The 21,157-nt window shown below is 62.5% G+C and carries 20 protein-coding genes; 16 read left to right on the forward strand and 4 right to left on the reverse strand.

The window, feature by feature from the left end; translation table 11 throughout:
• Positions 1–176: 176 nt before the first annotated feature.
• Both ACQ4V8_RS05915 and ACQ4V8_RS05920 read left to right on the forward strand, forming a co-directional pair.
• Positions 177–563 carry a hypothetical protein gene (locus tag ACQ4V8_RS05915; RefSeq protein WP_142303277.1) on the forward strand — a complete coding sequence of 129 codons (387 nt, stop codon included), beginning with the start codon at positions 177–179 and terminating at the stop codon, positions 561–563.
• Between the two features lie 15 nt (positions 564–578).
• The gene (locus ACQ4V8_RS05920) at positions 579–1,136 is read left to right on the forward strand and encodes a winged helix-turn-helix transcriptional regulator (protein WP_010394680.1); all 558 of its coding nucleotides are present in this window, start codon (positions 579–581) and stop codon (positions 1,134–1,136) included.
• A 106-nt stretch (positions 1,137–1,242) separates the two neighbouring features.
• Here the strand turns inward: ACQ4V8_RS05920 and ACQ4V8_RS05925 are convergent, their stop codons facing one another.
• On the reverse strand, positions 1,243–1,896 hold the full coding sequence (locus ACQ4V8_RS05925; protein WP_070345861.1) for an FMN-binding negative transcriptional regulator: 654 nt from the start codon (positions 1,894–1,896) through the stop codon (positions 1,243–1,245).
• Positions 1,897–2,358: an OsmC family protein gene (locus tag ACQ4V8_RS05930; protein WP_436571064.1), complete on the reverse strand. Its 462-nt coding sequence runs from the start codon at positions 2,356–2,358 to the stop codon at positions 1,897–1,899.
• Positions 2,359–2,465: 107 nt separating this feature from the next.
• On the opposite strand from ACQ4V8_RS05930, the gene pdxR reads away from it, so the two are divergent.
• From pdxR to ACQ4V8_RS05960, 6 genes are all read left to right on the forward strand, one after another.
• Positions 2,466–3,956 (forward strand): MocR-like pyridoxine biosynthesis transcription factor PdxR, encoded by a 1,491-nt coding sequence (gene pdxR, locus ACQ4V8_RS05935; protein WP_436571065.1) that lies wholly within the window; start codon positions 2,466–2,468, stop codon positions 3,954–3,956.
• 38 nt (positions 3,957–3,994) lie between these two features.
• Positions 3,995–4,597: a DNA-3-methyladenine glycosylase I gene (locus ACQ4V8_RS05940; RefSeq protein ID WP_010394687.1), complete on the forward strand. Its 603-nt coding sequence runs from the start codon at positions 3,995–3,997 to the stop codon at positions 4,595–4,597.
• A complete protein-coding gene (gene mnmC1, locus ACQ4V8_RS05945) occupies positions 4,597–6,228 on the forward strand; it encodes an FAD-dependent 5-carboxymethylaminomethyl-2-thiouridine(34) oxidoreductase MnmC1 (RefSeq protein WP_436571066.1) in 1,632 nt (543 codons plus the stop codon). Before ACQ4V8_RS05940 ends, mnmC1 begins: the two co-directional genes overlap by 1 nt.
• 120 nt (positions 6,229–6,348) lie before the next feature.
• A complete protein-coding gene (locus tag ACQ4V8_RS05950; protein WP_010394690.1) occupies positions 6,349–7,068 on the forward strand; it encodes a sensor histidine kinase in 720 nt (239 codons plus the stop codon).
• A gap of 11 nt (positions 7,069–7,079) precedes the next feature.
• A complete protein-coding gene (locus ACQ4V8_RS05955) occupies positions 7,080–8,804 on the forward strand; it encodes a response regulator (RefSeq protein ID WP_010394692.1) in 1,725 nt (574 codons plus the stop codon).
• A gap of 63 nt (positions 8,805–8,867) precedes the next feature.
• Positions 8,868–9,083 (forward strand): hypothetical protein, encoded by a 216-nt coding sequence (locus ACQ4V8_RS05960; protein WP_010394693.1) that lies wholly within the window; start codon positions 8,868–8,870, stop codon positions 9,081–9,083.
• 202 nt (positions 9,084–9,285) lie between these two features.
• On the opposite strand, the gene ACQ4V8_RS05965 is transcribed toward ACQ4V8_RS05960, so the two are convergent.
• On the reverse strand, positions 9,286–9,993 hold the full coding sequence (locus ACQ4V8_RS05965; RefSeq protein WP_010394695.1) for a PhaM family polyhydroxyalkanoate granule multifunctional regulatory protein: 708 nt from the start codon (positions 9,991–9,993) through the stop codon (positions 9,286–9,288).
• A gap of 149 nt (positions 9,994–10,142) precedes the next feature.
• On the opposite strand from ACQ4V8_RS05965, the gene ACQ4V8_RS05970 reads away from it, so the two are divergent.
• The 5 genes from ACQ4V8_RS05970 to ACQ4V8_RS05990 all read left to right on the forward strand — a co-directional run bounded on the left by ACQ4V8_RS05970 (position 10,143) and on the right by ACQ4V8_RS05990 (position 17,282).
• Positions 10,143–11,267: a DUF3108 domain-containing protein gene (locus tag ACQ4V8_RS05970; RefSeq protein ID WP_436571067.1), complete on the forward strand. Its 1,125-nt coding sequence runs from the start codon at positions 10,143–10,145 to the stop codon at positions 11,265–11,267.
• A complete protein-coding gene (locus tag ACQ4V8_RS05975; protein WP_010394712.1) occupies positions 11,268–12,041 on the forward strand; it encodes a DUF3108 domain-containing protein in 774 nt (257 codons plus the stop codon). It begins immediately after the preceding gene.
• A gap of 294 nt (positions 12,042–12,335) precedes the next feature.
• Positions 12,336–13,706: a hypothetical protein gene (locus ACQ4V8_RS05980; RefSeq protein ID WP_010394714.1), complete on the forward strand. Its 1,371-nt coding sequence runs from the start codon at positions 12,336–12,338 to the stop codon at positions 13,704–13,706.
• Positions 13,699–14,442 (forward strand): hypothetical protein, encoded by a 744-nt coding sequence (locus ACQ4V8_RS05985; protein ID WP_010394717.1) that lies wholly within the window; start codon positions 13,699–13,701, stop codon positions 14,440–14,442. The genes ACQ4V8_RS05980 and ACQ4V8_RS05985 overlap by 8 nt, the downstream gene beginning before the upstream one ends.
• An 8-nt stretch (positions 14,443–14,450) precedes the next feature.
• On the forward strand, positions 14,451–17,282 hold the full coding sequence (locus ACQ4V8_RS05990) for an ATP-binding protein (RefSeq protein ID WP_436571068.1): 2,832 nt from the start codon (positions 14,451–14,453) through the stop codon (positions 17,280–17,282).
• Positions 17,283–17,430: 148 nt separating this feature from the next.
• Here the strand turns inward: ACQ4V8_RS05990 and ACQ4V8_RS05995 are convergent, their stop codons facing one another.
• Entirely contained in the window at positions 17,431–17,949 is a 519-nt protein-coding gene (locus ACQ4V8_RS05995) for a CcdC protein domain-containing protein (RefSeq protein WP_436571069.1), read from the reverse strand.
• Positions 17,950–18,134: 185 nt separating this feature from the next.
• Between ACQ4V8_RS05995 and ACQ4V8_RS06000 the strand changes: the two genes are divergently transcribed.
• The 3 genes from ACQ4V8_RS06000 to ACQ4V8_RS06010 all read left to right on the forward strand — a co-directional run bounded on the left by ACQ4V8_RS06000 (position 18,135) and on the right by ACQ4V8_RS06010 (position 21,127).
• A complete protein-coding gene (locus ACQ4V8_RS06000; protein WP_436571070.1) occupies positions 18,135–20,642 on the forward strand; it encodes an alpha/beta hydrolase family protein in 2,508 nt (835 codons plus the stop codon).
• A gap of 67 nt (positions 20,643–20,709) precedes the next feature.
• A complete protein-coding gene (locus tag ACQ4V8_RS06005; RefSeq protein WP_436571071.1) occupies positions 20,710–20,862 on the forward strand; it encodes a hypothetical protein in 153 nt (50 codons plus the stop codon).
• Positions 20,863–20,887: 25 nt separating this feature from the next.
• Complete coding sequence (locus ACQ4V8_RS06010) at positions 20,888–21,127, forward strand: hypothetical protein (protein ID WP_010394727.1); 240 nt, start codon at positions 20,888–20,890, stop codon at positions 21,125–21,127.
• Positions 21,128–21,157: the final 30 nt, after the last annotated feature.

The raw sequence follows: 21,157 nt of genomic DNA on the forward strand, positions 1-21,157 counted from the left end.
ATTGACTTAAAGCAACGTCGATGATGAAAAAATCTGTTTTGTAAATGCAGCAAAAAAGTTGAAGATCTGATGTTCGTGGCTCTCGGCGCGAACATTGTGTTGTTCTGGTGTGCGTGCTTTAAAAAATGCCGGCAACACCGTGACGATCCTCGACGCCCGGCATATCAAGGGGACGCATGAATGATGTTCCATCATCGGGAGGTATCATGTTGCGAGTTATTTTCCTGCGCCGTATCGCCGCCGCCAGTGTCGCGCTTGCCAGCACGGCATTCTTGCCTGGCGCTGCCGACGCAGCCGTGTACTTGAACGCCAGCAACACCGCGACCATAGCCCCTGCCCTGAAAATCATCGCCAATTGCACCCTTGCGACGGCCAATCTCGACTGCGGCCAAAGTCAGGGTGTAGCGGCTATTGCCGTGAACGTCAATACGATCGTGGGTGTCACTCGCACCCATCCTGCGCCGACGGCGACAAGTCGACTATCACGGACACCGTTTACTTTTAGGCCTAGCCAAGTTTTTGGGTTGCAACTGAGATATTTTTCGATTGTTGTCTTGAGTTAATGTGAGGAGATGGTCATGAAACATACCAACTTTAATAATTTGCCTTGTCCGATCGCTCGCAGCCTGGGCAAGGTGGGCGAATGGTGGAGCATCCTCATCCTGCGTGAAGCGTTTTATGGCAAGACACGCTTCGACGAATTTGAAAAAAGCCTCAAGATTGCGCCAACTATCCTGACGCGCCGCCTGGCTGACCTGGTGGAAGGCGGCTTGATGACGCGTCGCCTGTATTGCGCCAAGCCGCCCCGCTACGATTATGTGCTGACCAAGTCCGGGCGCGCCTTCAAGCCTGTCTTACTAGCCTTTATTGCCTGGGGTAATGAAAACTTCGCGCCGGAAGGCGCCAGCCTCGTCATCGCCAGCCGCGACACGGGCCTCGCTGCCGATCCCGTGCTGGTCGATGCGATGACGGGCTTGCCCATCAATGATGAGTATTACGCGTTCGCGCCAGGGCCGGCTGCCAGCGACAGCATGCGCAGCATCATCCTCGATGCGGAGAAAAGCAGCGGCATCGCGCCCAAGCCGAAGGCCGCGCCGGCCAACCGTGGCTGGGTGGCTGAAGGCCATCTGGCCTGAGGCGCGACGGCAGGTGGGCGGCGCGCTGTGGGGCCAACATGGCGCGCCGCGCGCCGCGTCATTCTGGTGTCGACGGCGCTATCGTGCCTGACGTTGTCGGCGGCCGTCAGCGCGCTGGCGTGACGTTGGCGGCGATCAGCGCACCCAGCGCCCGCGCCGCACTAGCTTGCTTCCCCAGCGACAGTCCATGCGCCATGCTGGCCTGGTCTTGCATGCTGCGGTTCTGCCCCAGCTTCCATTTGCCCGTGATGCGCGTGAGGGCAATTTCGATGCCAACGATGGCATTTAACATCTTCTCGATATACTCGGCCGGCGCATCGCTGATGCGCCAGGGCGCAGCTTGATCCGCCTCATGGCGCGCCGTTAGCCGCTCCAGCAAGCCCATCAGCCACGCCGCATCGTCGATGGCGCGCAAGGGACCGTGTGCGTGTACGACCGCGTAATTGAAAGTGGGCACTTCCTTGCCGCTGCGCTGCTTCTCCGCATACCAGGCGGGCGTGATGTAGGCGTGCGGCCCCTGGAAGATCACCATGCATTCTTCTTGTCCATGTGGCGCGCGCCACAGCGGGTTGGCACGCGCCACATGGGCGCGCAGGATGCCGAAGGGGGCCTCGGGCGTGGGCGCGGCGATCTCGAACGGCAGATGGTCGGCGCATAGACCATCGTCGCCCTGGCGCACCAGCGCGCCCAAGGGATGCGCGTCGATCAGGCCATGCAGCACGTCGAGGCGTTCTTCGCGAAAGCTGGCGGGCGTGTACATCTAGGTTGCTCCTTCCACGACCACCTTGGCCGTGAGCGAATTGGCGATGTAGCAGCGCTCGTGCGCGTCGTGGTGCAGGCTGGCCAAGGCTTCTGGCGTGGGCGCCGTGCCGGAAAATACGATGTGCGGGCGCAGCACGATACGCGTCATGGCCAGGCGGCCCGCCGCATTTTTTCCCAGTTCGCCGACGGCGTCGTCGCGGTAGTCGTCGATGACGTAGCCGCGCTGCGCTGCCAGCGACAGGAAGAACAGCATGTGGCAGCTCGATGTGGCGGCCACCAGCGCTTCTTCCGGGTCGACGTTCTCTGCCACGGACATGGGTAGCGGCACGGACAGGGGCGATGATGAGGCTGGCACGTGCAAGCCGCCATCGAACTGCCATGCATGGCCACGGCTATAGCGCTGGCTGGCGAAATCCTGGCCGTCGCGCTGCCAGACCACGGTGGCGAAAAACTGCTGCATGGGCGCTCCACGAAAGTAAGAGGGAAAGTGTCATCTTAGCGCCCCTCTTGGCTATTTAAAACAGCCAATAAGTGCTATTTTGCAGATACCAATTTAAGAGCGCCGCCATGTCAGCTTCCTGCCTGTTCCAGATCATCGCCGCCTTGCCGCTGCAGCGCGGCGCTACCGAGCCGCTGTTCCGCCAGCTGTACGCCGCCATCAAGGCCGCCATCCTCGATGGCCGCATGAGTGCCGGCATGCAGCTGCCGCCCACGCGCGACTTTTGCCGTCTGCTGGCCGTGTCGCGCCAGACGGTGCTCAATGCGTATGCGCTGCTGGCGGCCGAAGGCTATCTCGACGGTGCCGTGGGACGCGGCACGTTTGTCAGTCGCGATGTGCCGCAGCCCGTGGCCGCGCCGGCCGGCAAGGCCGAAGCAGCCGGTCTGCTGCGACCTCTGTCGGCGCGCGGGCGAGGCGTGGTGGCGGCCATGCGCCAGGTGGCGTTCCACCGTGGTCCGCTGCGCGCCTTTCGCGTCGGCATGCCGCGCATCGATCATTTCCCGTTCGACGTATGGAACCGGTTGGAAGCGCGGCGCTGGCGCCGGCCCGACCAGCATTTCGGCTATAGCGACCCGGCTGGCTACCTGCCGCTGCGCGAGCTGCTGTGCGTGTACCTGAAGGCCTCGCGCGGTGTCCAGTGCACGCCGCAGCAGATTGTCATCACCTCCGGTTCGCAGCAGGCGCTGTTTTTGCTGTCGACCATCCTGCTGGCGCCGGGCGATTCGGCCTGGATGGAGTCGCCCGGTTACCGGGGCGCCAGTGGCCCCTTGCGCGCGGCTGGCGCGCGCGTCTTTCCCGTGCCCGTCGATGCACAGGGGCTGGACGTGGCGTACGGCGTGGCGCACTGTCCCCAGGCGAAGCTGGCGTACGTGACGCCATCGCACCAGATGCCGCTGGGCGTGAGCATGAGCTTGCCCCGCCGCATGGCCCTGCTGGCCTGGGCCGCGCAAAACAAAGCCTGGCTGGTGGAAGATGACTACGACAGCGAATACCGCTACACGGGCGCGCCGCTGGCCTCGCTGCAAAGTCTGGACCGGGCTGGCTGCGTGGTCTACGTGGGCACCTTGTCGAAAGTGCTGTTCCCCGGCCTGCGCCTCGGCTACATGGTGGCGCCGCCCGCGCTGGCCGAAGCATTGGTGCAGGCCAAGGCCGTGATGGACCGCCACACAGCCATCGTGCCGCAGATGGCGCTGGCCGATTTCATCGCCGAGGGACATTTTGGCCGGCACATTCGCCGCACGCGCGACAGCAATGCAGAACGGCGCGACCAGCTGGTGAGCGGCTTGGCGCGCGAACTCGACGACCAACTGGTGTGCGGCCCGGCCGATAGCGGCCTGGAGCTGTGTGCGTATTTTCGCGCCGGCCACGATGAAGAAATAGTCGCGCGCGCGGGGCTGGAGCGTGGCATCGAATTGCGCCCACTGGGGCACTATGCCGATCCGGCAGCGGGGCCTGCGTGCGCCACGCCACCAGGGCTGCTGCTGGGCTTCGCCGCCATTCCCCCGGCAGAGATGGCGCACGGCTTGCTGGAGCTGGGGCGCATCCTGCGCGGCCGATAAACTATACTGGCACTTGCCTGCACACCAAGACCAAGACCATGACGATCACCGCGACCACTGCGACTATTGACACTATTGCCGCCATACCCCGCTGCTCCTGGGCCAATTCGGCCAACCCCCGCTATCTCGACTATCACGATACGGAGTGGGGCGTGCCTTGCCACGATGAGTGCCGCTTGTTCGAGATGCTCAATTTAGAAGGCGCGCAGGCGGGCCTGAGCTGGGAAACCATCCTCAACAAGCGCGACACTTACCGCGCCGCCTTCGACGGCTGGGATGCCGAAAAAATCGCCGCGTATGGCCCGGACAAGGTGGCGCAGTTGCTGCTCGATCCCGGCATCGTGCGCAACCGCCTGAAGGTGGCAGCGGCTATCACGAATGCGCAAGCCTACCTGCGCTTGCGCGCGCAAGGCCAGACCCTGGACAGTTTTTTGTGGGCCTATGTCGATGGCCAGCCCATCGTCAACAGCTGGCAGCCGGGCCAGTTCCCGTCCAAGACGGCCTTGTCCGACACCTTGTCGAAAGACTTGCTCAAACTGGGTTTCAAGTTCGTCGGCTCGACCATCGTCTACGCCTATATGCAGGGTATCGGCATGGTCAACGACCATGCGCCCACCTGCTTTTGCCGCGCGGGGCTTTGATGCGCCGCGCGCAGGTCTTGCTCGACACGGATTTCGACGGCGCGCGCTTTGGCGCCGCCTGTGCCGCCCATGGCGGGCGGCGCCTGCATTACATCGCGCTGGCGCCGCGCTGCGTCGACGCCAGCGACTTGCCCGAGCAATGGCGCACGCAATGGCCGCCCTGCGTGCCCGGCCTGCACCGCATGGTCTCGCGCGATGGCTTGATTACCCTCGACCTGATGATCGGCGAAGCCCTAAGCTGCCTGGCGCAGATAGCGGCGCGCATCGATGAAGTCTTGCTGGCATGGGTGCCCGCCGCCGTGACGGTGCTGGCACGCCTGATGGTGGATGGCGGCCTGCTGCAGGCCGTGCACCTCGACGAGGCGCAGCGCGCGGCGCTGCAACAGAGCGGGTTTGTCTTCGACGAGGGCCGTTTGCGCGCCGTGTTTCATGCACGGCGTCCAGAGCATGCCGCCGTCACCGCGCCTGAACGTCGCGCCATCGTCATCGGCGCGGGTGTGGCCGGCGCGGCTGCCTGCGAACGGCTCGCCGCGCGCGGCTGGAAAGTGACCTTGATTGAGCGCCACGCCGAGCCGGCCAGCGAGGCATCGGGCAACCTGGCTGGCATCTTCATGCCGCTGATGTCGAAGGATGACAATATCCCCACGCGCTTGGTGCGCGCCGCTTACCTGTACGCGCTGAATCGCTGGAAAGACCTGGGCGGCATCGGCGCCGCTATCGAGGGTGTGCAAAGCGGCGTGCTGCACCTGGCGCGCGACGGCGCGCATGCGCAGGTGCAGCGGCAGATCGCCGCCAGCGGCGTGTATCCGCGTCAGTTCGCCCGCTGGCTGGAGGCACCCGAGGCAAGCGCCATGCTGGGCGCGCCTGCGCCCGATGGCGCCTGGTGGTTTGCGCAGGGAGGCTGGGCGCGCCCAGCCTCCGTCTGCGCGGCCATGCTCGACGCCTGCGGCGCCTTGCTCACGCGGCGCTTTTCCAGCAGCGCCCTGCGCCTCGAACGTGGCGATGAGCAATGGCTGGTGCGCGATGCCGACGGTGACTTGATCGCGGCGGCACCCACAGTCATCCTGGCGGCAGGCACGGGGGCCGTGGATTTCGAACAGGCGGCCGGCCTGCCGCTCGACGCCGTGCGTGGCCAAGTTACGCATCTGGCCGAAGGCAGCTTGCCTGGCTTGCCCTTCGTCGTCTGCCGCGAAGCCTATATGACGCCGGCGCACCAGGGCGCCGTATGCGTGGGCGCGACCTATGATGCCGATGCAGACAGCAGCCTGCGCGTGGCCAGCCAGCACGACAATATCGCGAAGATCGCCGACATCCTTGGCGTGGCCCCGTTCGAGGCGCCGCTGGCCGGGCGCACGGGCTTTCGCTGCATGGCACCGGACCGCCTGCCACTGGCGGGCGCCTTGCCCGACCCCGGCGTGCCAGGCCGCTGCGAGCGCTTGCGCGACGTGCCGCGCTGGCCCGGCCTGTTTGGCTTGCTCGGCTACGCCTCGCGCGGCCTGATATGGGCACCGCTGGCGGCCGAGTTGCTCGCTTGCCAGCTAGAGGGCGAGCCCTTGCCGCTGGAGAGTCAGTTGGCCGCCGCTTTGGACCCTGCCAGATTTTTGTTACGCGAACGCCGCCGCAACGCCTGAAAAGCGCAAGGCCTTGTTGCGTCATGTCACGCTCTTTGCGCGCGGCTGGCTGGCATCCAGATGCGGGCGGTATAATTTACCTTCGGCAATATTTAAGCATCGCCCCCAAGGAGATATCCGGTGGAAGATCAACACAGCTCGCCCGAGCTTTTCCTGTTCCTGGCGTCGACCGTGCACGATATGAAAAACTCGATCAGCGTGGTCAGCGGCACGCTGGAATCCTTGCTGGCGGCCGAACAGGCCAAGCCCGTGCCCCAGGCCGACCCGGCCTACCTGCAGATGGCGCAAATGCTGTACCAGACCAAGCGTCTCAACGATAACCTGATCCAGCTGCTGGCGCTGTACAAGGAAGTGGGCAAGCCCGGTTACCCCTTCGACGTGCAGCCACAACTGGTGAGCCAGGTAGTGGAGCAGGTGGTGGGCCAGGAAAAGATCCTGCTGGCATCGAAAGGCATCGGCCTGGAGATAGCCTGCCCGCCGGAGCTGATCTGGACCCTGGATGAAGACCTGATCATCGGCGTGCTCGCGCATGCGATCAACAATGCCATTCGCTACACGAAAGACACGATCCGCTTGTCAGTGCGGCAGGTGGGTGCCTTGCTGGAGCTGCGCGTGGAAGACAATGGCGACGGCTACTCGCAGGCGCTGCTCGACGCGGGCAGCGCTGCCATGGATGGCAAGGCCGCCGGCGTGGATTTTTCCACTAACAGCACCGGATTGGGCCTGTATTTTTCCAGTGTCGTGGCGAAGATGCACAAGCACCGTGGCAGTAGCGGCAGCATCGCCCTGGAAAATGGCGGCGCGCTGGGCGGCGGCTGTTTCATCGTGCGCCTGCCCTGAACGAGGATGCCATGACGACAGACAGCCAAGCCACCGAAGCCGGTAGCACCGACTGGGCCGACAAACATTACCTGCTGGTCGACGATTTCATCGGCATCCGCATCCTGCTGCGCGAATCGCTGCGCAACTTGGGTGCGCGCTATATCGACCAGGCGGCCAGTGGCGGCGAAGCCATGAAGCTGCTGGCCAAGACGCGCTATGACGTGGTGCTGTGCGACTACAACCTGGGTGAAGGCAAGAATGGCCAGCAGGTGCTGGAAGAGACGCGCGTGCGCAACCTGACCGCGCCGTCCAGCGTGTGGCTGATGGTGTCGGCCGAAAAAAGCGTGGAATCGGTGATGGGTGCGGCCGAGCACCAGCCCGACGCCTACCTGATCAAGCCCATCACGGAAGGCGTGCTGCTGACGCGATTGAACCGCGTGTGGCACAAGAAGCAGGTATTTCGCGAAATCGACCAGGCTTGCTTGGAAAAGGACTACCGGCGCGCGGCCAAATTATGCGATGCGCAGATCGAGGTCCATGCGCTGCACGTGCTGGAATTGCTGCGCATGAAGGCATCCTTGCTGCTCAAAAGCGGCGAGCCGGAAAAGGCCCGCGCCGTGTATGAAAAAGTGCTGGCCGAGCGCGATTACAGCTGGGCCAGGGCGGGCCTGGGCAAGATCCGCATGAATAACGGCGAGCATGAGGCGGCGCGACAGATATTCCAGGGCGTGATCGTCGAAAACAAGTATTACATCGACGCTTACGACCAGATGGCCGTCGCCTACCAGTTGATGGGCCAGCACGAGGAAGCGTGCGCGGTGCTGGAAAAGGCGGCGCGCCTGTCACCCAATTCCGTGCCGCGCCAGCGTAACTTGGGACTGGCCGCCCTGAAAGTCGGCAATGTCAGCATGGCGGAGAAAGCTTTTCGCAAATGTATTTCCATCGGCGAGTTTTCCGTCATGAAGACGCCCGACGCCTACCTGGGGCTGGCGCGCGTGTGCGGCTTGAAAAAGGATGCCAAGGAGGCGCTGCAATGGTTGCTGATGGCGCAGCGCGAATTTCCGCCTGAACAAATTGGCTTGCGCGCGAAGATCACGGAAGGCATGGTGCACCACGAAACCGGCGATTACCGGCGTGCGCGCAAGTGTGGCGACGAACTCGAAACCATGCTGCTGGAAGACCCGGCGCGGCCTGAAAAAAATATTTGCATGGAATTGGCTACGCTGCTGTTCGCCGTCGGCGTCAAGGATGTGCCATCCGGCCTGCTGTGCTATGTGGTGAAGAATAACCACGATAACCAGGTGGTGCAAGACGAGGTGCAAAAAATCTTCGACAAGGCGAAGATGGGCGATGAAGGCAGCAGCCTGATCATCGCTGCGCGCAAGGAAGCATCGGATTTGATGAACAAGGGCGTGCTGCTGTGGAAGACGGATAAGCTCAACGAAGCGGTCGCCTGGATGCGCACGGCGCGTGAAAAATTACCCAACAACCTGCGCATCTTGTTCAATTCTGTGCAAATCATCGTGTCTTTCCTGGAACAGCGCGGCTACCAGGCGGCATTGGCGGCCGAAGCCATGGAAGTGTTGTTGTATGTCGATAAAATTGCTCCAGGACAGCAGCGCTTTGCACAGTTGATGGAGCAACTGGTGCAGTTGACGCCGCCGTCCGGGGTGGAAGCGGCTGCCGAGCTGCCGGGAAAAACGCCACCGGCGCCGGAAAACGGCGGGAAATCCATGCGCGAGCGTGCCGGATGATAAACTAGGGGTCAGCGTGGGTAATCCCGTGCTGAGTTGCTTTACAACAATAAGGAAGAAACTATGCGTGATGTGGTCAATGAAGTGTACAAAAAAATGAAGGTCGGCAGTATTGCCTGGGTACGCCCGGTCGCCGCCAAGGGAGACACGCTGGAAACATTCCAGTCTTCGTACGAGCACGCCAAGGCGCTGGCCGACGAAGGCTTGATCACGATCGGTGACGTAAAACGCCAGGCCGACAACATGATCGAGGCGATCCGCATTCATCGTATCGCCTGATTACCTTGCCGGCTTGAACTATTCAGTGAGCCCGACTATTCAGTGAGCTCGAATAAATGCTTGCGCTTTCTGGCCAGCCCAAGCGGCGCCCTGCAAGATGGCGCCGAGGCGAGCCCACTGCCGGCAGTGCGCGCACTGCTGTGCAGCGCCTTGCATGGCATCGGGCGCTGTGACGCATGATGGCACGATAATTTTCTGACGCTTACTGGGCCTTGCCTGGTGCCTTGGACTTGGGCGCTGCGCGTTTCGCGGGCGCCTTGCGCAGCGTAGCCTTGGCTGCCGTGCCTGTTTGTGCAGGCTTGCTGGCGGCTGGCTTGGCCTCGCTGCTCTGGCCAAAGCTGGCCGCTGCCGCAGCAGCGGCGTCGGGCGACATGGCCGTCGACACCGCCTGTTTGAACTGATCTTGTAATAAATTCCACCAGGCACTCGGATTGGCCAGCTGGGCTGCTGCCTGGCTGCCGGCATCGCCGGGCGCCGCCGCAGCGGGCGCCGGGGCCGGCACCGGTTTTGGTGCCGGTGCGGGTGCTGCGGGTGCTGCAGGCGACACCTGCTGGAAAAATGCGGAAGCGTAGGGCACCGATTCCAAGACGGTTTTCTCGCTGGCGCCGGGCTGGGTGATGGCCGCCGCCAGTGATGCACCCATCGATTTCAGGGTGGCGATGGTGCCGCGCTGTACTTCCAGCGCCTGGATACTGCCACGCAGCATGCTGGTATTGAGGTTCAGCCATGCTTCGACGGCTTTCAGGTCGCTGATTTTCTTGTCCAGCTCTTCCACCGACATGGTCGGCGCCGTGATGCCAGGCATGCCCATGCCGGGCACGCTCATGCTGCCCCACAGGTTCTTGACGAAGTCGAGGGTGTCGGTCACAACTGCTGCGCCCGGCATTTGGGGCATTTGCGGGTTTGCCATGCGAAATCTCCTGGTAGGTGGATGTCCCTAGCGTAGCAGATATCAGCTTGCAACTGACGTAAAGAGGCCAACATTTTCTTACATAAAATATCAGGAGTTGAGCGCGGGCAAGCAGCTGAAAGTGGGGTGTAAGCGTTACACTACCGCTCATGATGCCTGACTCCTTCTTTTCGCCATCGCGTCGCCGCAGCGTCATCTGTGTCGCGCTCATCGGCGCACTGCATTACTTGGCGCTCGATTGGCTCACCTCGCATGCGGGCATGGTGCCGTCGGGGCAGGACCATGCGCATCTGGTCAGCATGGTGTTGATCGCCGAGCCACCCAAGCCCTTGCCGCTGCCACCGCCGCCGCCGCCCGAACTGCCGCCCGTGCCCAAGCCACCACCGCTACCACCGCTACCACCGCTACCACCGCCACCACCGCCACCACCGACGGTGCTGGCGTCGAGCGTAGCGCCACAGTGGACGGCGCCGGCCAGCGACGTGCCGGCAGGCGCGGCTACGTCCGAGCCCGCCGTCGTGGCAGCGCCTGCCGCCGTGGCGGCTGCGCCCGCGCCGACCAGCGCGCCACCGCCAGATGTCGAGCAGGTACGGCACTACAGGACGGATGTGCCTGCCTCGGCCCAGTTCGACTTGCACGTGGACCGGCGCGATGCGGATGGTACCAAGTGGCAGGGCGTGGCCACCATGGCGTGGGAAAACAGTGGCGATACTTACCACCTGACACTGGAAGTGGGCTTGAGCATGCTGATCACGCGCATTAACTTGCTGGTGCTGAGCAGCGAAGGTGTGGTCGATGCGAGCGGCATCGTGCCCGTCATGGCTACCGAGAAACGCAAGGGCCGCGCGCAAACGGCAACGCATTTCAAGCGCGACGCCAAGGTCATTACGTTTTCGGCCACGACGGCCACGGCGCCGTGGCAGGAGGGCGCGCAAGACAAGGCCACGGTGCCGTTCCAGCTGGCCGCCATCGGCCGCGCCGACGTCAACCAGCTGGCTGGCAATATCGATATCCTTGTCGGCGAGGAAAAGGAAGCTACCGTGTTCCGCTTCCAGCTGGTGGGTGAGGAAGAGCTCGATACCAAAATGGGCCGTCTGCTGACCTGGCATTTGCGCCGGCCACCGAAGCCCGGCACCTATTCGTCGCAGCTCGATATCTGGCTGGCGCCGTCCATGCAATGGTATCCGGTACAAATACGCAATACTGAGGCGAGCGGGGCTTTGACCACGCAAACCGTGACCCATATTCGCGTCAATGACGCTACAGGAAAATAAATGACTGCTTTGATCACGTTGAAACGCGTTTTGCTCGCCAGCTTGCTGGCCGCTAATTTCACTCCCCTCACTCCCGCGATGGCCGACGCGCCCGTGGAGCATCCCGTCATCAAGCGCCCGTACAAGCTGGCGCCATCGGCAGACCTCGTCTACTCGATCAAGGCCAGGCAGCGCGGTATCGGGCTGTCCGGCGAATCGGTCAGCAACTGGCGCGTGGGTGGCGGCAAGTATTCGCTGCTGGCTGAAACCAAGTCTGCCCTGTTCGGCAAGATATTGGAACAGCGCAGCGAGGGCGCGGTCGACGATTTCGGCCTGGCACCGGCGCAATTCGTGGAAAAGCGCTTCCGCAAGGATGCCGTCACGACTACCTTCAAGCGCGACAGCAAAACCATCGTCTTTGGCGAAGGCGACGAGAGCTATGCGCTGAAAGGCGGCGAACAGGACCGCAACAGCGCCGTCTGGCAATTGGCCAGCGTGGCGCGTGCGGTGCCCGAAAAATTCATCCCCGGCTCGGAATGGGCGTTCTTCGTGGCCGGCGCGCATGATGCGGAAGCGTGGACTTTCAAGGTCATCAAGGAAGAGCTTGTTTCCACCGGCATGGGCGAGGTTGCTGCGATTCACCTGGTCAAGGCGCCGCCGCCGGACAAGAAGGGCCAGCAAGTGGACCTGTGGCTGGCACCGTCGCTGGAATGGTATCCGGTGAAGGTGACGTTTGCCGATGCGGACGGCGGCGATTATGTCGAGCAAACCTTGCAAAAGATCGTCAAGAAGTAGGTTTCTACGCTTGCTTGTATTCGATTTTCTTACCCCAAAGCAAGTGCCGGGGTCAGTCCTGACGGATTGGAATGCCTTCCATTGGCAGGCATTCCCCCAGCCGGGTCTGACCCCGAATTTTCGTTGTTGCTTGTTTTGCTGATGCAACACTCGATTTGTCGACAGCGCCATCCCCCTCTTCCACAAGCCGAATTGCATGTCAGAACTGATATACTGACGCCCCCGCCCCGCAGCGCTGCTTTCGCCCGCTGCGCCGCCCGCTTAACACTCATCCGGAAAAGAATGATTGATATAATGGCAAGTGCAGCCGTGGCTACGGATGCAAATCAGACAGAGCAAGAGCATCACGATTCCTTGCAGGCGCATTTTCAGCCCAATATTTCTGCCGATGAAATCGAGCAAGTTTTTCACTTGAAGCGGGCGCAGCCTTTGCTGCAAGTGTTTACGGCCCTGTTCCATGGTGGTTTTGATGGCGTGCTGGTGCGTCTGCTGGTGTTGCGCGAGCTGGCGTCCGATGCGGCCACCTCCGCGTATACGCGCGCCGATATCAATACGAAACTTGCGTATCTGTTGCCGGAAAGTTTGGAAACGGTCTTGCTGCGCTTGCGCTCGAACCAGTTGCTGGCCTGGGATGCGCAGCAGGGCGTGTACCGCGTCACGCCGATGGCGCGCAATGTGCTGTCCGCCATCGACAGCTTGCTGGGCCTGGGCCAGACGGAAGACGAAGCGGAAATGGGTTTCTTGCTGTCGCAGGTGGCCGGTGCGCAAGCCGTCGGCGGCGTTTCCGTTGAGCAGCTCCAGCATTTGCTGGGTCGCCTGGTGGACTTGACGGAAGAGTTTTCCGACGCCATCGCCTCCGGTTCCGAATTCCGTTTGCGCACGGCTCAAGCGAAATGGAATATGGCCTGCGACTGGGTCGAGAAAGGCTCGGAAATTCTCGTCGCCATCACCTCCGATGAAAACGCGGACAGCGCCACGCACAGAGCGGCGCAAGCGATCGGCCGCGCGCAAAGTAAATTGCTGAACATGCAGGGCATGTTTTCGCGTGCGCTGAACCAGATCGAGCGCCAGCGCGTGCACCTGGGGCAGTCAGGCTTGTCGACCACCGACATCAAGCGCTGGCTCTTGTTGCATGAGGACTTGGCCAGCCTGGCCGAGGGCGCCATCGACCAGCCTGTCGTGCCCCTGTTCGCCACGCCGGCCGAGATGATCGACGTGGCAGAAACGGAACTGCTGTCCGAGCGGGCGGCAGGCGTCACCAACACGGGCCTGCCTAGCGGCGAGGATGCGCCCACTACCATCAGCGACGGTCCCGCCATGCAGCTTGAACTCGATGACTTGCTCGAACGCCTGTCGAACTTTGCCAGCCTGGGCAATTTCCCCAGCATCGTCGAAGAGGGGCCGAAGAGCGTGCCGGTGCAGGACTCGCTGCTGCCGGCCAGCTTTGCCGTGGCGTCCTACCGTGCCTCGATGCTGCCGTTGCTCGGTGATGTATCCGAAGCGAGCTTGCAAGGCTCGACGGCCGAACTGGCACGTTTGCCGATTACCTTTACACCGACCGACGAGATGGTCCAATTGACCGACCCCCACGTGGCGGCCATGTCGATCGCCTCGCTTTCACTGAATGTTTCACTTGATTTAGATGGCGCCACCTTTGATGAATGACGATTCCCAAATCCTGATTGCGCGCCTGCTCACGCATCAAACCTTGCGCCGCGACGACAAGCTCGTCAAGCGCGTGCTGTCCGACGAGCTGTTCCGCGCCGAGATCGATGCGCGCCTGCTGGCCTGCGGCTTGAAACTGCTCGACAACGTGTATGCCGACCATGTGACTTTGGCCCTGACGCGCACCATCGAACCGAAGATTTTCGGCGCGCGCGACGTGTGGCAAAACAATAATTTCGGCCTGGCACGCGATGGCGTGGCCTTGCTGGTAGTGCTGTGGGCGCAGATCATCTTGCCCAAGCGTGAACGCCAGGAAACGCACCAGCACGCCGACGATGATCAAAATGATATGTTCGGCATTGAAAAACCGCTGCCGCGCGCGGAAGACGCCTCGATCGGCATTTCTTACAAGGCACTGCTATCTGACTTCGGCGACAAGCTGGGCAAGAAGACGCGCATGGACATGAATTTGGGCACCTTGGCCAAGCTGGGCTTCATCGAGCGGCGCGGCGACTTTATCCTGGAAGGCCCGCTGCTCGATCTGATGATGGATACCGACGTCTTGAAAGAGCGCATCATCAACGGCGCCCTGGCCGACGTGTTCAAGCGGGCGCCCGCGCGCCTGGTCGCCGTCGACCCCGATGCCGACCTGAGCGACGAGCTGTCCGCCGATAGCGGTGACCTGTCAGACGCCGGCGATGCCGGCGACGCAGCTTCGCCCGACCTCCCTCACTGAAAGCGCCCATGTTTCATATCAAATCACTTGAACTGGTGCACTGGGATTACTGGCAGCGCATCAAGAATATTCCGCTCGACGCGAAGATCATCACCATTGCGGGCCAGAACGGCTCGGGCAAGACCACCTTGCTCGATGCCTTGCGCACCCTGTTCGGCCTCGACTGTTCGATGGGGCGCACGTATAAGCACTATGCGCGCCACTCGGGCCAGCAAACGGCCTGGCTGCGCGCCGTGGTCGATAACAAGAATGTGGGCAAGCAGTTGTCGAATCGCCCCTTCCGCAGTTCCGGCTTCTTCAGCGACGATGAAGTGACCCTGTTTTGCCAGATCCAGAAGAATGGCGGCGACTGGAAGCGCCAGTATCTGATGCGTCCAGGCAATGTACAGATCGAAGACATCACGGACGCCAACGACTGGCTCGGCGTGGAAAATTACCGCAAGCGTCTGGCCAATGCGGGCCTGTCGCCCGCCATGTCGAAAGTGCTGGCGCTGGAGCAGGGCGAAACGGACAAATTATGCGAATACGCGCCGCGCCAGCTGCTCGACCTGGTATTTCAGGTGTTCGGCGACAAGGAAGTACTGGACGCCTACGATGAAGCCAAGCGCCACCAGCGCGATACGGAAGTGGAACTGAAACGCTTCGAGACGGAACTGGAAGCGTCCAAGACCAACCTCGAAGGCTTGCGCCTGCGCGTGGCCAATTACCACCAGTGGGAAGGCCTGCATAAAGAGCGCCGCAACCTGTTGGAAGAAGTGCTGCCCAGCCTGCAGTATCACGAGGCGCGCGAAAAGGCGGCCACGGCCAGCCGGCAATTGCGCGATGCGCGCAAACCGATGGCGCAGGCGGACCAGCAACTGACGGATAAACGCAATGCGCTGGCGGCGCAAGCGAAGGCCTTGTCCGACGCGCAGATGAATGAGACTTTGCTGGAGCAGGAATCGATCGGCCTGCAGAGTCGCCTCGCACTGATCAATGCAAAACTGAAACCGCTCGACAGCCTGCTGGAACAAAAAGACCGTTTGCACAAGCTGGCAGCGGACTCGGGCAGCGATATCGCCGCAGTGGCGGCGCAGCTGGAACAGAAGGAAGCGCAATTGCTGCAGCAGCGCCAGCAGCGCGACGCCTTGTCGGCGCGCATCGCGGGCGAGCAGGCAACCATCGCCGCGCTGCAAGGCAAGACGGCCATGCCGGAACCGGACAATGTGCGCGGCATGCGCCGCGCGCTGCGCGATGCGGGCATCGCCCACGCCATGCTGTCCGACATCGTCGAAGTGACGGACAGCCGCTGGCAAGGCGCCGTCGAAGGCGTGCTGGGTGCTTACGCCTCGGTGGTCCTGCTGGACCAGGCCAAGGATGCGGCTGCCGCCTACCGTTTGGCGGAAAAAGAACGCTATCGCCACTTCATCGTGCCCGAGCTGGTTACGGCACCGGTGGCGAAAGACGAGAGCTTGCTGGCGGTGGTGAAATTTTCCGCGCCCGTGCCAAGCTGGCTGATCGAGCAGCTGTCGCGCATTGCGCGTGTCGATTCCGTCGAAGCGGGCTTCAAGCTGGGCAGCCATGAAGAGTGGATCACGCCCGAGGCGTATCACCGTGAACGCCGCGGTGGTCGCTCGCTGTTCGTCGAAGCATCGCGCTACCGCTTCGGCCAGGCTGGCCGCAGCGGCCGCCTGGAAGCGCTGCTGCGCTCCCTGCCGGGCCTGGAAGGACAGGAAGATACGCTGACGCTGGCGATCTCGAAACTGGCGGCCGACGTGGGCGCCCTGAAAGCGCGCATCGCCGGCGTCGACGCGGCCAAGGAACTCAGTGCGCGCCAGGACGAATTTGCCGAAGCGCTGCGCAATTCGAAGCCGCTCAAGGAAGAGCGTCTGGACGTGGGAGGCCGCCTTGGCGAGTTGCAAAATCTGACCAAGAACGCGACCGTAGCGCGCACGCGCGCCGATACCGTGTGGCAAAACGCACGCCTGGCCCTGTCCGAAGCGGAAGCCGGTGCGCGTCTGGGCTACAAGAAGCAAATCGAGCAGCGCGCCGAGCATGCGCGTGCCTTGCTGGCCTTGCGCCATGCGTGGCGCCACTTGCCGAAAAGCTGGCGCCGTCCTGCGCGCCGCGCGGCGCTCGTGGCCGAACACCAGAATGCGCACCAGGTCGACTTGCGCGTAGCCAGCCTGCAAAACAGCCTGGCGCGCGACGACTGGGAACTCGACGCCACCGTCATCGACCAGCACCAGCGCCTGTCGGAGCAGTTGCATGGCCGCCAGTCGGAAACGGACGAGCGCCGCTACCAGAACAATCGCGCCATCGAAGCGACGGGCAATGCGCGTGGCGCCTATATGGAACGCTTGCGCTACACCATCAAGACTTACAGCAAGAACATCAAGGAACTCGGTGAACTGGCCGGCATCGAAGTGCATGCCGACCCTGTGCGCCTGGAAAATGACGATGTGCAGCTGTCGCAGGCGGGCTTGCACGTGCGTTTCAAGTTCGATGGCAAGGGCATCATCGGCATGAATGATGGCGAAGCGTCGGGTGGCCAGCAGGTGATGAAGTCGCTGGTGCTGCTGATCGGCTTGCTGAAATCGGAAGACGGTTCCGGCGGCTTCGTCTTTATCGATGAACCGTTTGCCCACCTCGACATCCGCAACATCCAGTTGGTGGGCGAGTTCCTGAAGAACACGCAAGCGCAATACCTGATGACGACGCCGTTGACGCACAACACGGATGTCTACGATCCGTCGGAGCTCACTTTGATTACCAGCAAGAAGAAAAAGGATATGCAATGGGCGCAACCGATTTTCGTGCTGCAGCGCAGAGTCGAGCCCGTACCAAGTAAGGCTGCGTGATACGCTGCGTCAGCATGCTGGCCGCGAGCATGCTGGCGCTGACGTGTAGCGGGGGTCGGACCCGCCGGGTCCGACCCCAGTCCTTGTTCTTGGGCTAAAAATAGCATCACTAACACTAACTTAGCGGCATTAGTATCTGACCCCAGCCTTACTCGGCGGCCTGCAGCGGTTTGTTGCTCTGGCGCCAGCGCAGCAGGCCCCATGCATACACGGCGTAGTAGCCGATGACGAGGCCGTAGGCGGCCATGGTCAGCGCGCTTTGGCCGAATGGCGGTGGCGGCACCGGCACGTCCAGGCGCGTGTTCAGGTAGATTTCCATGCCACGGTAAAGTAAGCGGGCGATGAACAGCATCGTGATGGCCGGCCCCAGATAGCGGTGCTGGGTAAAGAAAAAATCCTTGCCCACTTGCTCGAAGCGGGTCAGCTTCAAGCCCAGCACGCCCAGCCAGCCACCGGCCAGCGCGCCTGCGCCCAGGCTCGACAGGGGTAAGACGTCGAATTTCGTCGTCGTGGCCAGGAACAGCAGCAGCGCGGGAAAGGCGATCGCCACGCTCCAGTGCTTCCACGGTTGCGATTTTTGGCGCGCAACCAGTTTCTTCAGGCGCGAATAAATGCGCCAGACCAGCAGCGGGACCAGGAGCAGCAGGGCGAGGGTGGTGGTTTCCATGTCGGCATTCGGGTACGGGTAAAACAGCGATTGTAAGCGAGATGGGGGTAGGCGGTGACGTTACTCAAACGGTAAAGGTTGCTTATTGACATTTGCATGGCATGAACGCACTATGCCCTGTCACCCCCCCCATGAGCGGTGCGGTGCGCTCGCCTGTTGTTACCACTCTCATCCATCGGAGCTCCATGTCTACTCGTTTGCCTTTGCTGCCCATCACTCTCGGCTTGATGGCCTCATCTTCCCTCGCCATGGCGCAAGATAGTGCATATCAAGCCCCGCCGGCTCCCCTGCAAGCCATCGTCGATGCACCGCGGGCGCCGACCCTGAGCCTGAGCCCGAAACGCAATCTGGCCGCCGTGCTGGCCACGCCATCCTTGCCCAGCATGAGTGAAGTGGCGCAGCCGGAACTGAAGCTGGCGGGCCTGCGCATCAATCCGCGCACGTATTCGGCCAGCCGCTTCAGCTTCCACACGGGACTGGGTTTACTCGACATCGATACGCAGAAGGAAATCAAGGTCAGCGGCTTGCCTGTCTCGCCCCGCATCGCCGACCTGGCCTGGTCGCCCGACCAGCGCTACCTGGCGTTTACGCATATCGCCTTTGCCGATCCGGCCAAGGGGGTCAAGGAGTCCGGCGTTCAATTGTGGCTGCTTGACGTACAGACGAAAGCGGCGCGCAAGCTGGCCAGCGTCCCCCTGTCGACCGTGTATGGCCGGGGCTTTTCCTGGATGCCTGACAGTAAGACCTTGCTGGTGCAGTTGAAGCCGGCCAAGCTGGGTGCGGCTCCGGTGCCGAGCGGTATTCCGACTGGCCCGTCGATCCAGGACAGCGTACCCGGTGGTGGCGTCAAGCAATTGCGCACCTATCCTGACCTGCTGAAAAACGAACAGGATGCGCAGCTGTTCGAACACTACATCACCGTGCAGCTGGCCTTGCTCGACGTGACGGGCAAGCAGCGCCTGGTGGGCCAGCCGGGCCAGTTCTCGCGCGCTTCGGCTTCGCCCGATGGCAAGCACCTGCTCACGACTAGCATTGTGCGTCCGTACTCCTACAGCGTGCCGGCGCGTGATTTCGGCCATCATATCGATGTGCGCGACCTGAATGGCAAGGTGGTGCATGCGGTGGCGGCCCTGCCGCTGGAGGAAGGCTTGCCGCCGGGTAATGATGCCGTGTCCGCCGGCGTGCGCGCCGTCAGCTGGCGTGTCGATGCACCCGCCACCCTGGTGTGGGCCGAGGCGCAAGATGGTGGCGACCCGGCCAGGGCGGCCGAGATCCGTGACATCGTCTACACGCAGGCGGCGCCGTTTGCCAACAAGCCGGCCGTGCTGGCCAAGCTCGGTTCGCGTTATGCGGGCGTGGCCTGGGGCCGTGGCGACCTGGCCCTGCTCAGCGAAGTGTGGTCCAAGACGCGCGCCGTCAAGCAGTGGCGCATCGCGCCGGACCTGCCGTCCGCCGTGGCGGGCACGCCTGGTGACCTCGTGTACGCCGGTTCCTTCGAAGACCGCTACAACGATCCGGGCCAACCGGTCATGCGCGCGGACGCTGCCGGCTTGCCGCGTTTGCTGATCGCTGCCGACGGTTCCATCCTGCTCGACGGCCAGGGTGCCTCGAAAGAAGGCGACCGTCCCTTCATCGACCGCCTGAACCTGGCGACGAAACATAAGCAGCGCCTGTTCCAGAGCGCCGCGCCTTACTATGAAAACGTGGTGGCCGTGCTGGACGAGGATGGCAGCCGTTTGCTGTCGACGCGCGAATCGCCGACCGAGCAGCCAAATTTCTTTGTGCGTAACCTGAAACTGCAAGGTGCCGCGCAGCTGACGGCCCTCACGCATTTCCCCCATCCGCTGCCGCAGTTGAAGGATGTGCAGAAAGAGTTGATCCGCTACAAGCGCGCCGATGGCGTGGACCTGACGGCCACGCTGATGCTGCCGCCTAACTATGACGCCCGCCGCGACGGCCCGCTGCCGACCCTGATGTGGGCGTATCCGCAGGAATTCAAGACCGCCAGTGCCGCCAGCCAGACCAAGGGTTCGCCGTATAAATTCAATGCCGTCAGCTACTGGGGCCCGGCTGCCTTCCTGTCCATGGGCTACGCCGTGCTCGACAATCCATCCTTCCCCATCGTGGGAAATGGCGAGCAGGAGCCGAATGACACCTACTTGCCGCAACTGGTGGCCGACGCCGAGGCGGCCGTCGAGGAAGTGGTCAAGCGCGGTGTCTCTGACCGCAACCGCATCGCCATCGGCGGCCACTCGTATGGCGCCTTCATGACAGGCAATTTGCTGGCGCACACGCGCTTGTTCCGCGCCGGCATCGCCCGCAGCGGTGCCTACAACCGCACGCTGACGCCGTTCGGCTTCCAGGCGGAAGAGCGCTCGTTCTGGCAGGCGCCGGCCGTCTACCAGGCCATGTCGCCATTTAATTATGCGGACAAGATCAAGGACGCGCTGCTGATCATCCACGGCGAGCAGGACAATAATTCTGGCACCTTCCCCATCCAGAGCGAGCGCATGTTCCAGGCCGTCAAGGGGCTGGGCGGCACGGCGCGTCTGGTGATGCTGCCGAACGAGAGCCACGCCTACCGCGCGCGCGAATCGATCATGCAGATGCTGTATGAAAGCAACAATTGGCTGGAGAAATATGTGAAGAACGCCGTGCCACCGGCCGCCGACGTCAAGCCGGCAGCAAATTAAGGGGCGCGCAGGACAGGTGGCGCGCATCTCGTGGTATGGTCTTTCTTTGTTTGCCGGGAGACCAGCCATGTCTGTCATCCATGCCCACCGCGCGCCCGAGCCGGCGCCTGTCGATGTACCCATGCCGGCGCCGGTGCCACAAGAAGCGCCCGGGCACCATCCGGGGCCCGTGCATCCGGTGCCGCAGGACGATCCCGTGCCGCACCCGCATCCTCAGTAACCCTCGTCAAGAAAGGCTGTTTTAGATGGAAATTTTCAAGGAAGTCTACACACGCAAAGTCAGTGGAGAATCGTTCAACTATGAACTCGAGCACACCCAGGGCGCGGACGTGGCCTGGATTGCGCGCGTGTACCACGACGGCGTACTGAAAGGCTCGCCCTACGGCACGCTGACGGCCAACGTGCTGTCCGGTCCCGCACTGGAACAATATTTGCGCGCCTATGTCGAAGGCATGATCGAGCGGGGGCTCGACGTGGCTGAATAAGATCGCCTTTGCGGCCGATCAAGAAAAAGG

The organism is Janthinobacterium paucivorans, assembly GCF_051380805.1.
GTDB classification, from domain to species: domain Bacteria; phylum Pseudomonadota; class Gammaproteobacteria; order Burkholderiales; family Burkholderiaceae_D; genus Janthinobacterium; species Janthinobacterium lividum_D.

What these genes read in the sequence shown, in the direction of transcription:
- ACQ4V8_RS05915 (WP_142303277.1), top strand. Translation starts at nt 177, where the DNA reads ATGAATGATGTTCCATCATCGGGAGGTATCATGTTGCGAGTTATTTTC.
- ACQ4V8_RS05920 (WP_010394680.1), top strand. Translation starts at nt 579, where the DNA reads ATGAAACATACCAACTTTAATAATTTGCCTTGTCCGATCGCTCGCAGC.
- ACQ4V8_RS05925 (WP_070345861.1), bottom strand. Translation starts at nt 1,896, where the DNA reads ATGTACACGCCCGCCAGCTTTCGCGAAGAACGCCTCGACGTGCTGCAT.
- ACQ4V8_RS05930 (WP_436571064.1), bottom strand. Translation starts at nt 2,358, where the DNA reads ATGCAGCAGTTTTTCGCCACCGTGGTCTGGCAGCGCGACGGCCAGGAT.
- pdxR (WP_436571065.1), top strand. Translation starts at nt 2,466, where the DNA reads ATGTCAGCTTCCTGCCTGTTCCAGATCATCGCCGCCTTGCCGCTGCAG.
- ACQ4V8_RS05940 (WP_010394687.1), top strand. Translation starts at nt 3,995, where the DNA reads ATGACGATCACCGCGACCACTGCGACTATTGACACTATTGCCGCCATA.
- mnmC1 (WP_436571066.1), top strand. Translation starts at nt 4,597, where the DNA reads ATGCGCCGCGCGCAGGTCTTGCTCGACACGGATTTCGACGGCGCGCGC.
- ACQ4V8_RS05955 (WP_010394692.1), top strand. Translation starts at nt 7,080, where the DNA reads ATGACGACAGACAGCCAAGCCACCGAAGCCGGTAGCACCGACTGGGCC.
- ACQ4V8_RS05960 (WP_010394693.1), top strand. Translation starts at nt 8,868, where the DNA reads ATGCGTGATGTGGTCAATGAAGTGTACAAAAAAATGAAGGTCGGCAGT.
- ACQ4V8_RS05965 (WP_010394695.1), bottom strand. Translation starts at nt 9,993, where the DNA reads ATGGCAAACCCGCAAATGCCCCAAATGCCGGGCGCAGCAGTTGTGACC.
- ACQ4V8_RS05970 (WP_436571067.1), top strand. Translation starts at nt 10,143, where the DNA reads ATGATGCCTGACTCCTTCTTTTCGCCATCGCGTCGCCGCAGCGTCATC.
- ACQ4V8_RS05975 (WP_010394712.1), top strand. Translation starts at nt 11,268, where the DNA reads ATGACTGCTTTGATCACGTTGAAACGCGTTTTGCTCGCCAGCTTGCTG.
- ACQ4V8_RS05980 (WP_010394714.1), top strand. Translation starts at nt 12,336, where the DNA reads ATGGCAAGTGCAGCCGTGGCTACGGATGCAAATCAGACAGAGCAAGAG.
- ACQ4V8_RS05985 (WP_010394717.1), top strand. Translation starts at nt 13,699, where the DNA reads ATGAATGACGATTCCCAAATCCTGATTGCGCGCCTGCTCACGCATCAA.
- ACQ4V8_RS05990 (WP_436571068.1), top strand. Translation starts at nt 14,451, where the DNA reads ATGTTTCATATCAAATCACTTGAACTGGTGCACTGGGATTACTGGCAG.
- ACQ4V8_RS05995 (WP_436571069.1), bottom strand. Translation starts at nt 17,949, where the DNA reads ATGGAAACCACCACCCTCGCCCTGCTGCTCCTGGTCCCGCTGCTGGTC.
- ACQ4V8_RS06000 (WP_436571070.1), top strand. Translation starts at nt 18,135, where the DNA reads ATGTCTACTCGTTTGCCTTTGCTGCCCATCACTCTCGGCTTGATGGCC.
- ACQ4V8_RS06005 (WP_436571071.1), top strand. Translation starts at nt 20,710, where the DNA reads ATGTCTGTCATCCATGCCCACCGCGCGCCCGAGCCGGCGCCTGTCGAT.
- ACQ4V8_RS06010 (WP_010394727.1), top strand. Translation starts at nt 20,888, where the DNA reads ATGGAAATTTTCAAGGAAGTCTACACACGCAAAGTCAGTGGAGAATCG.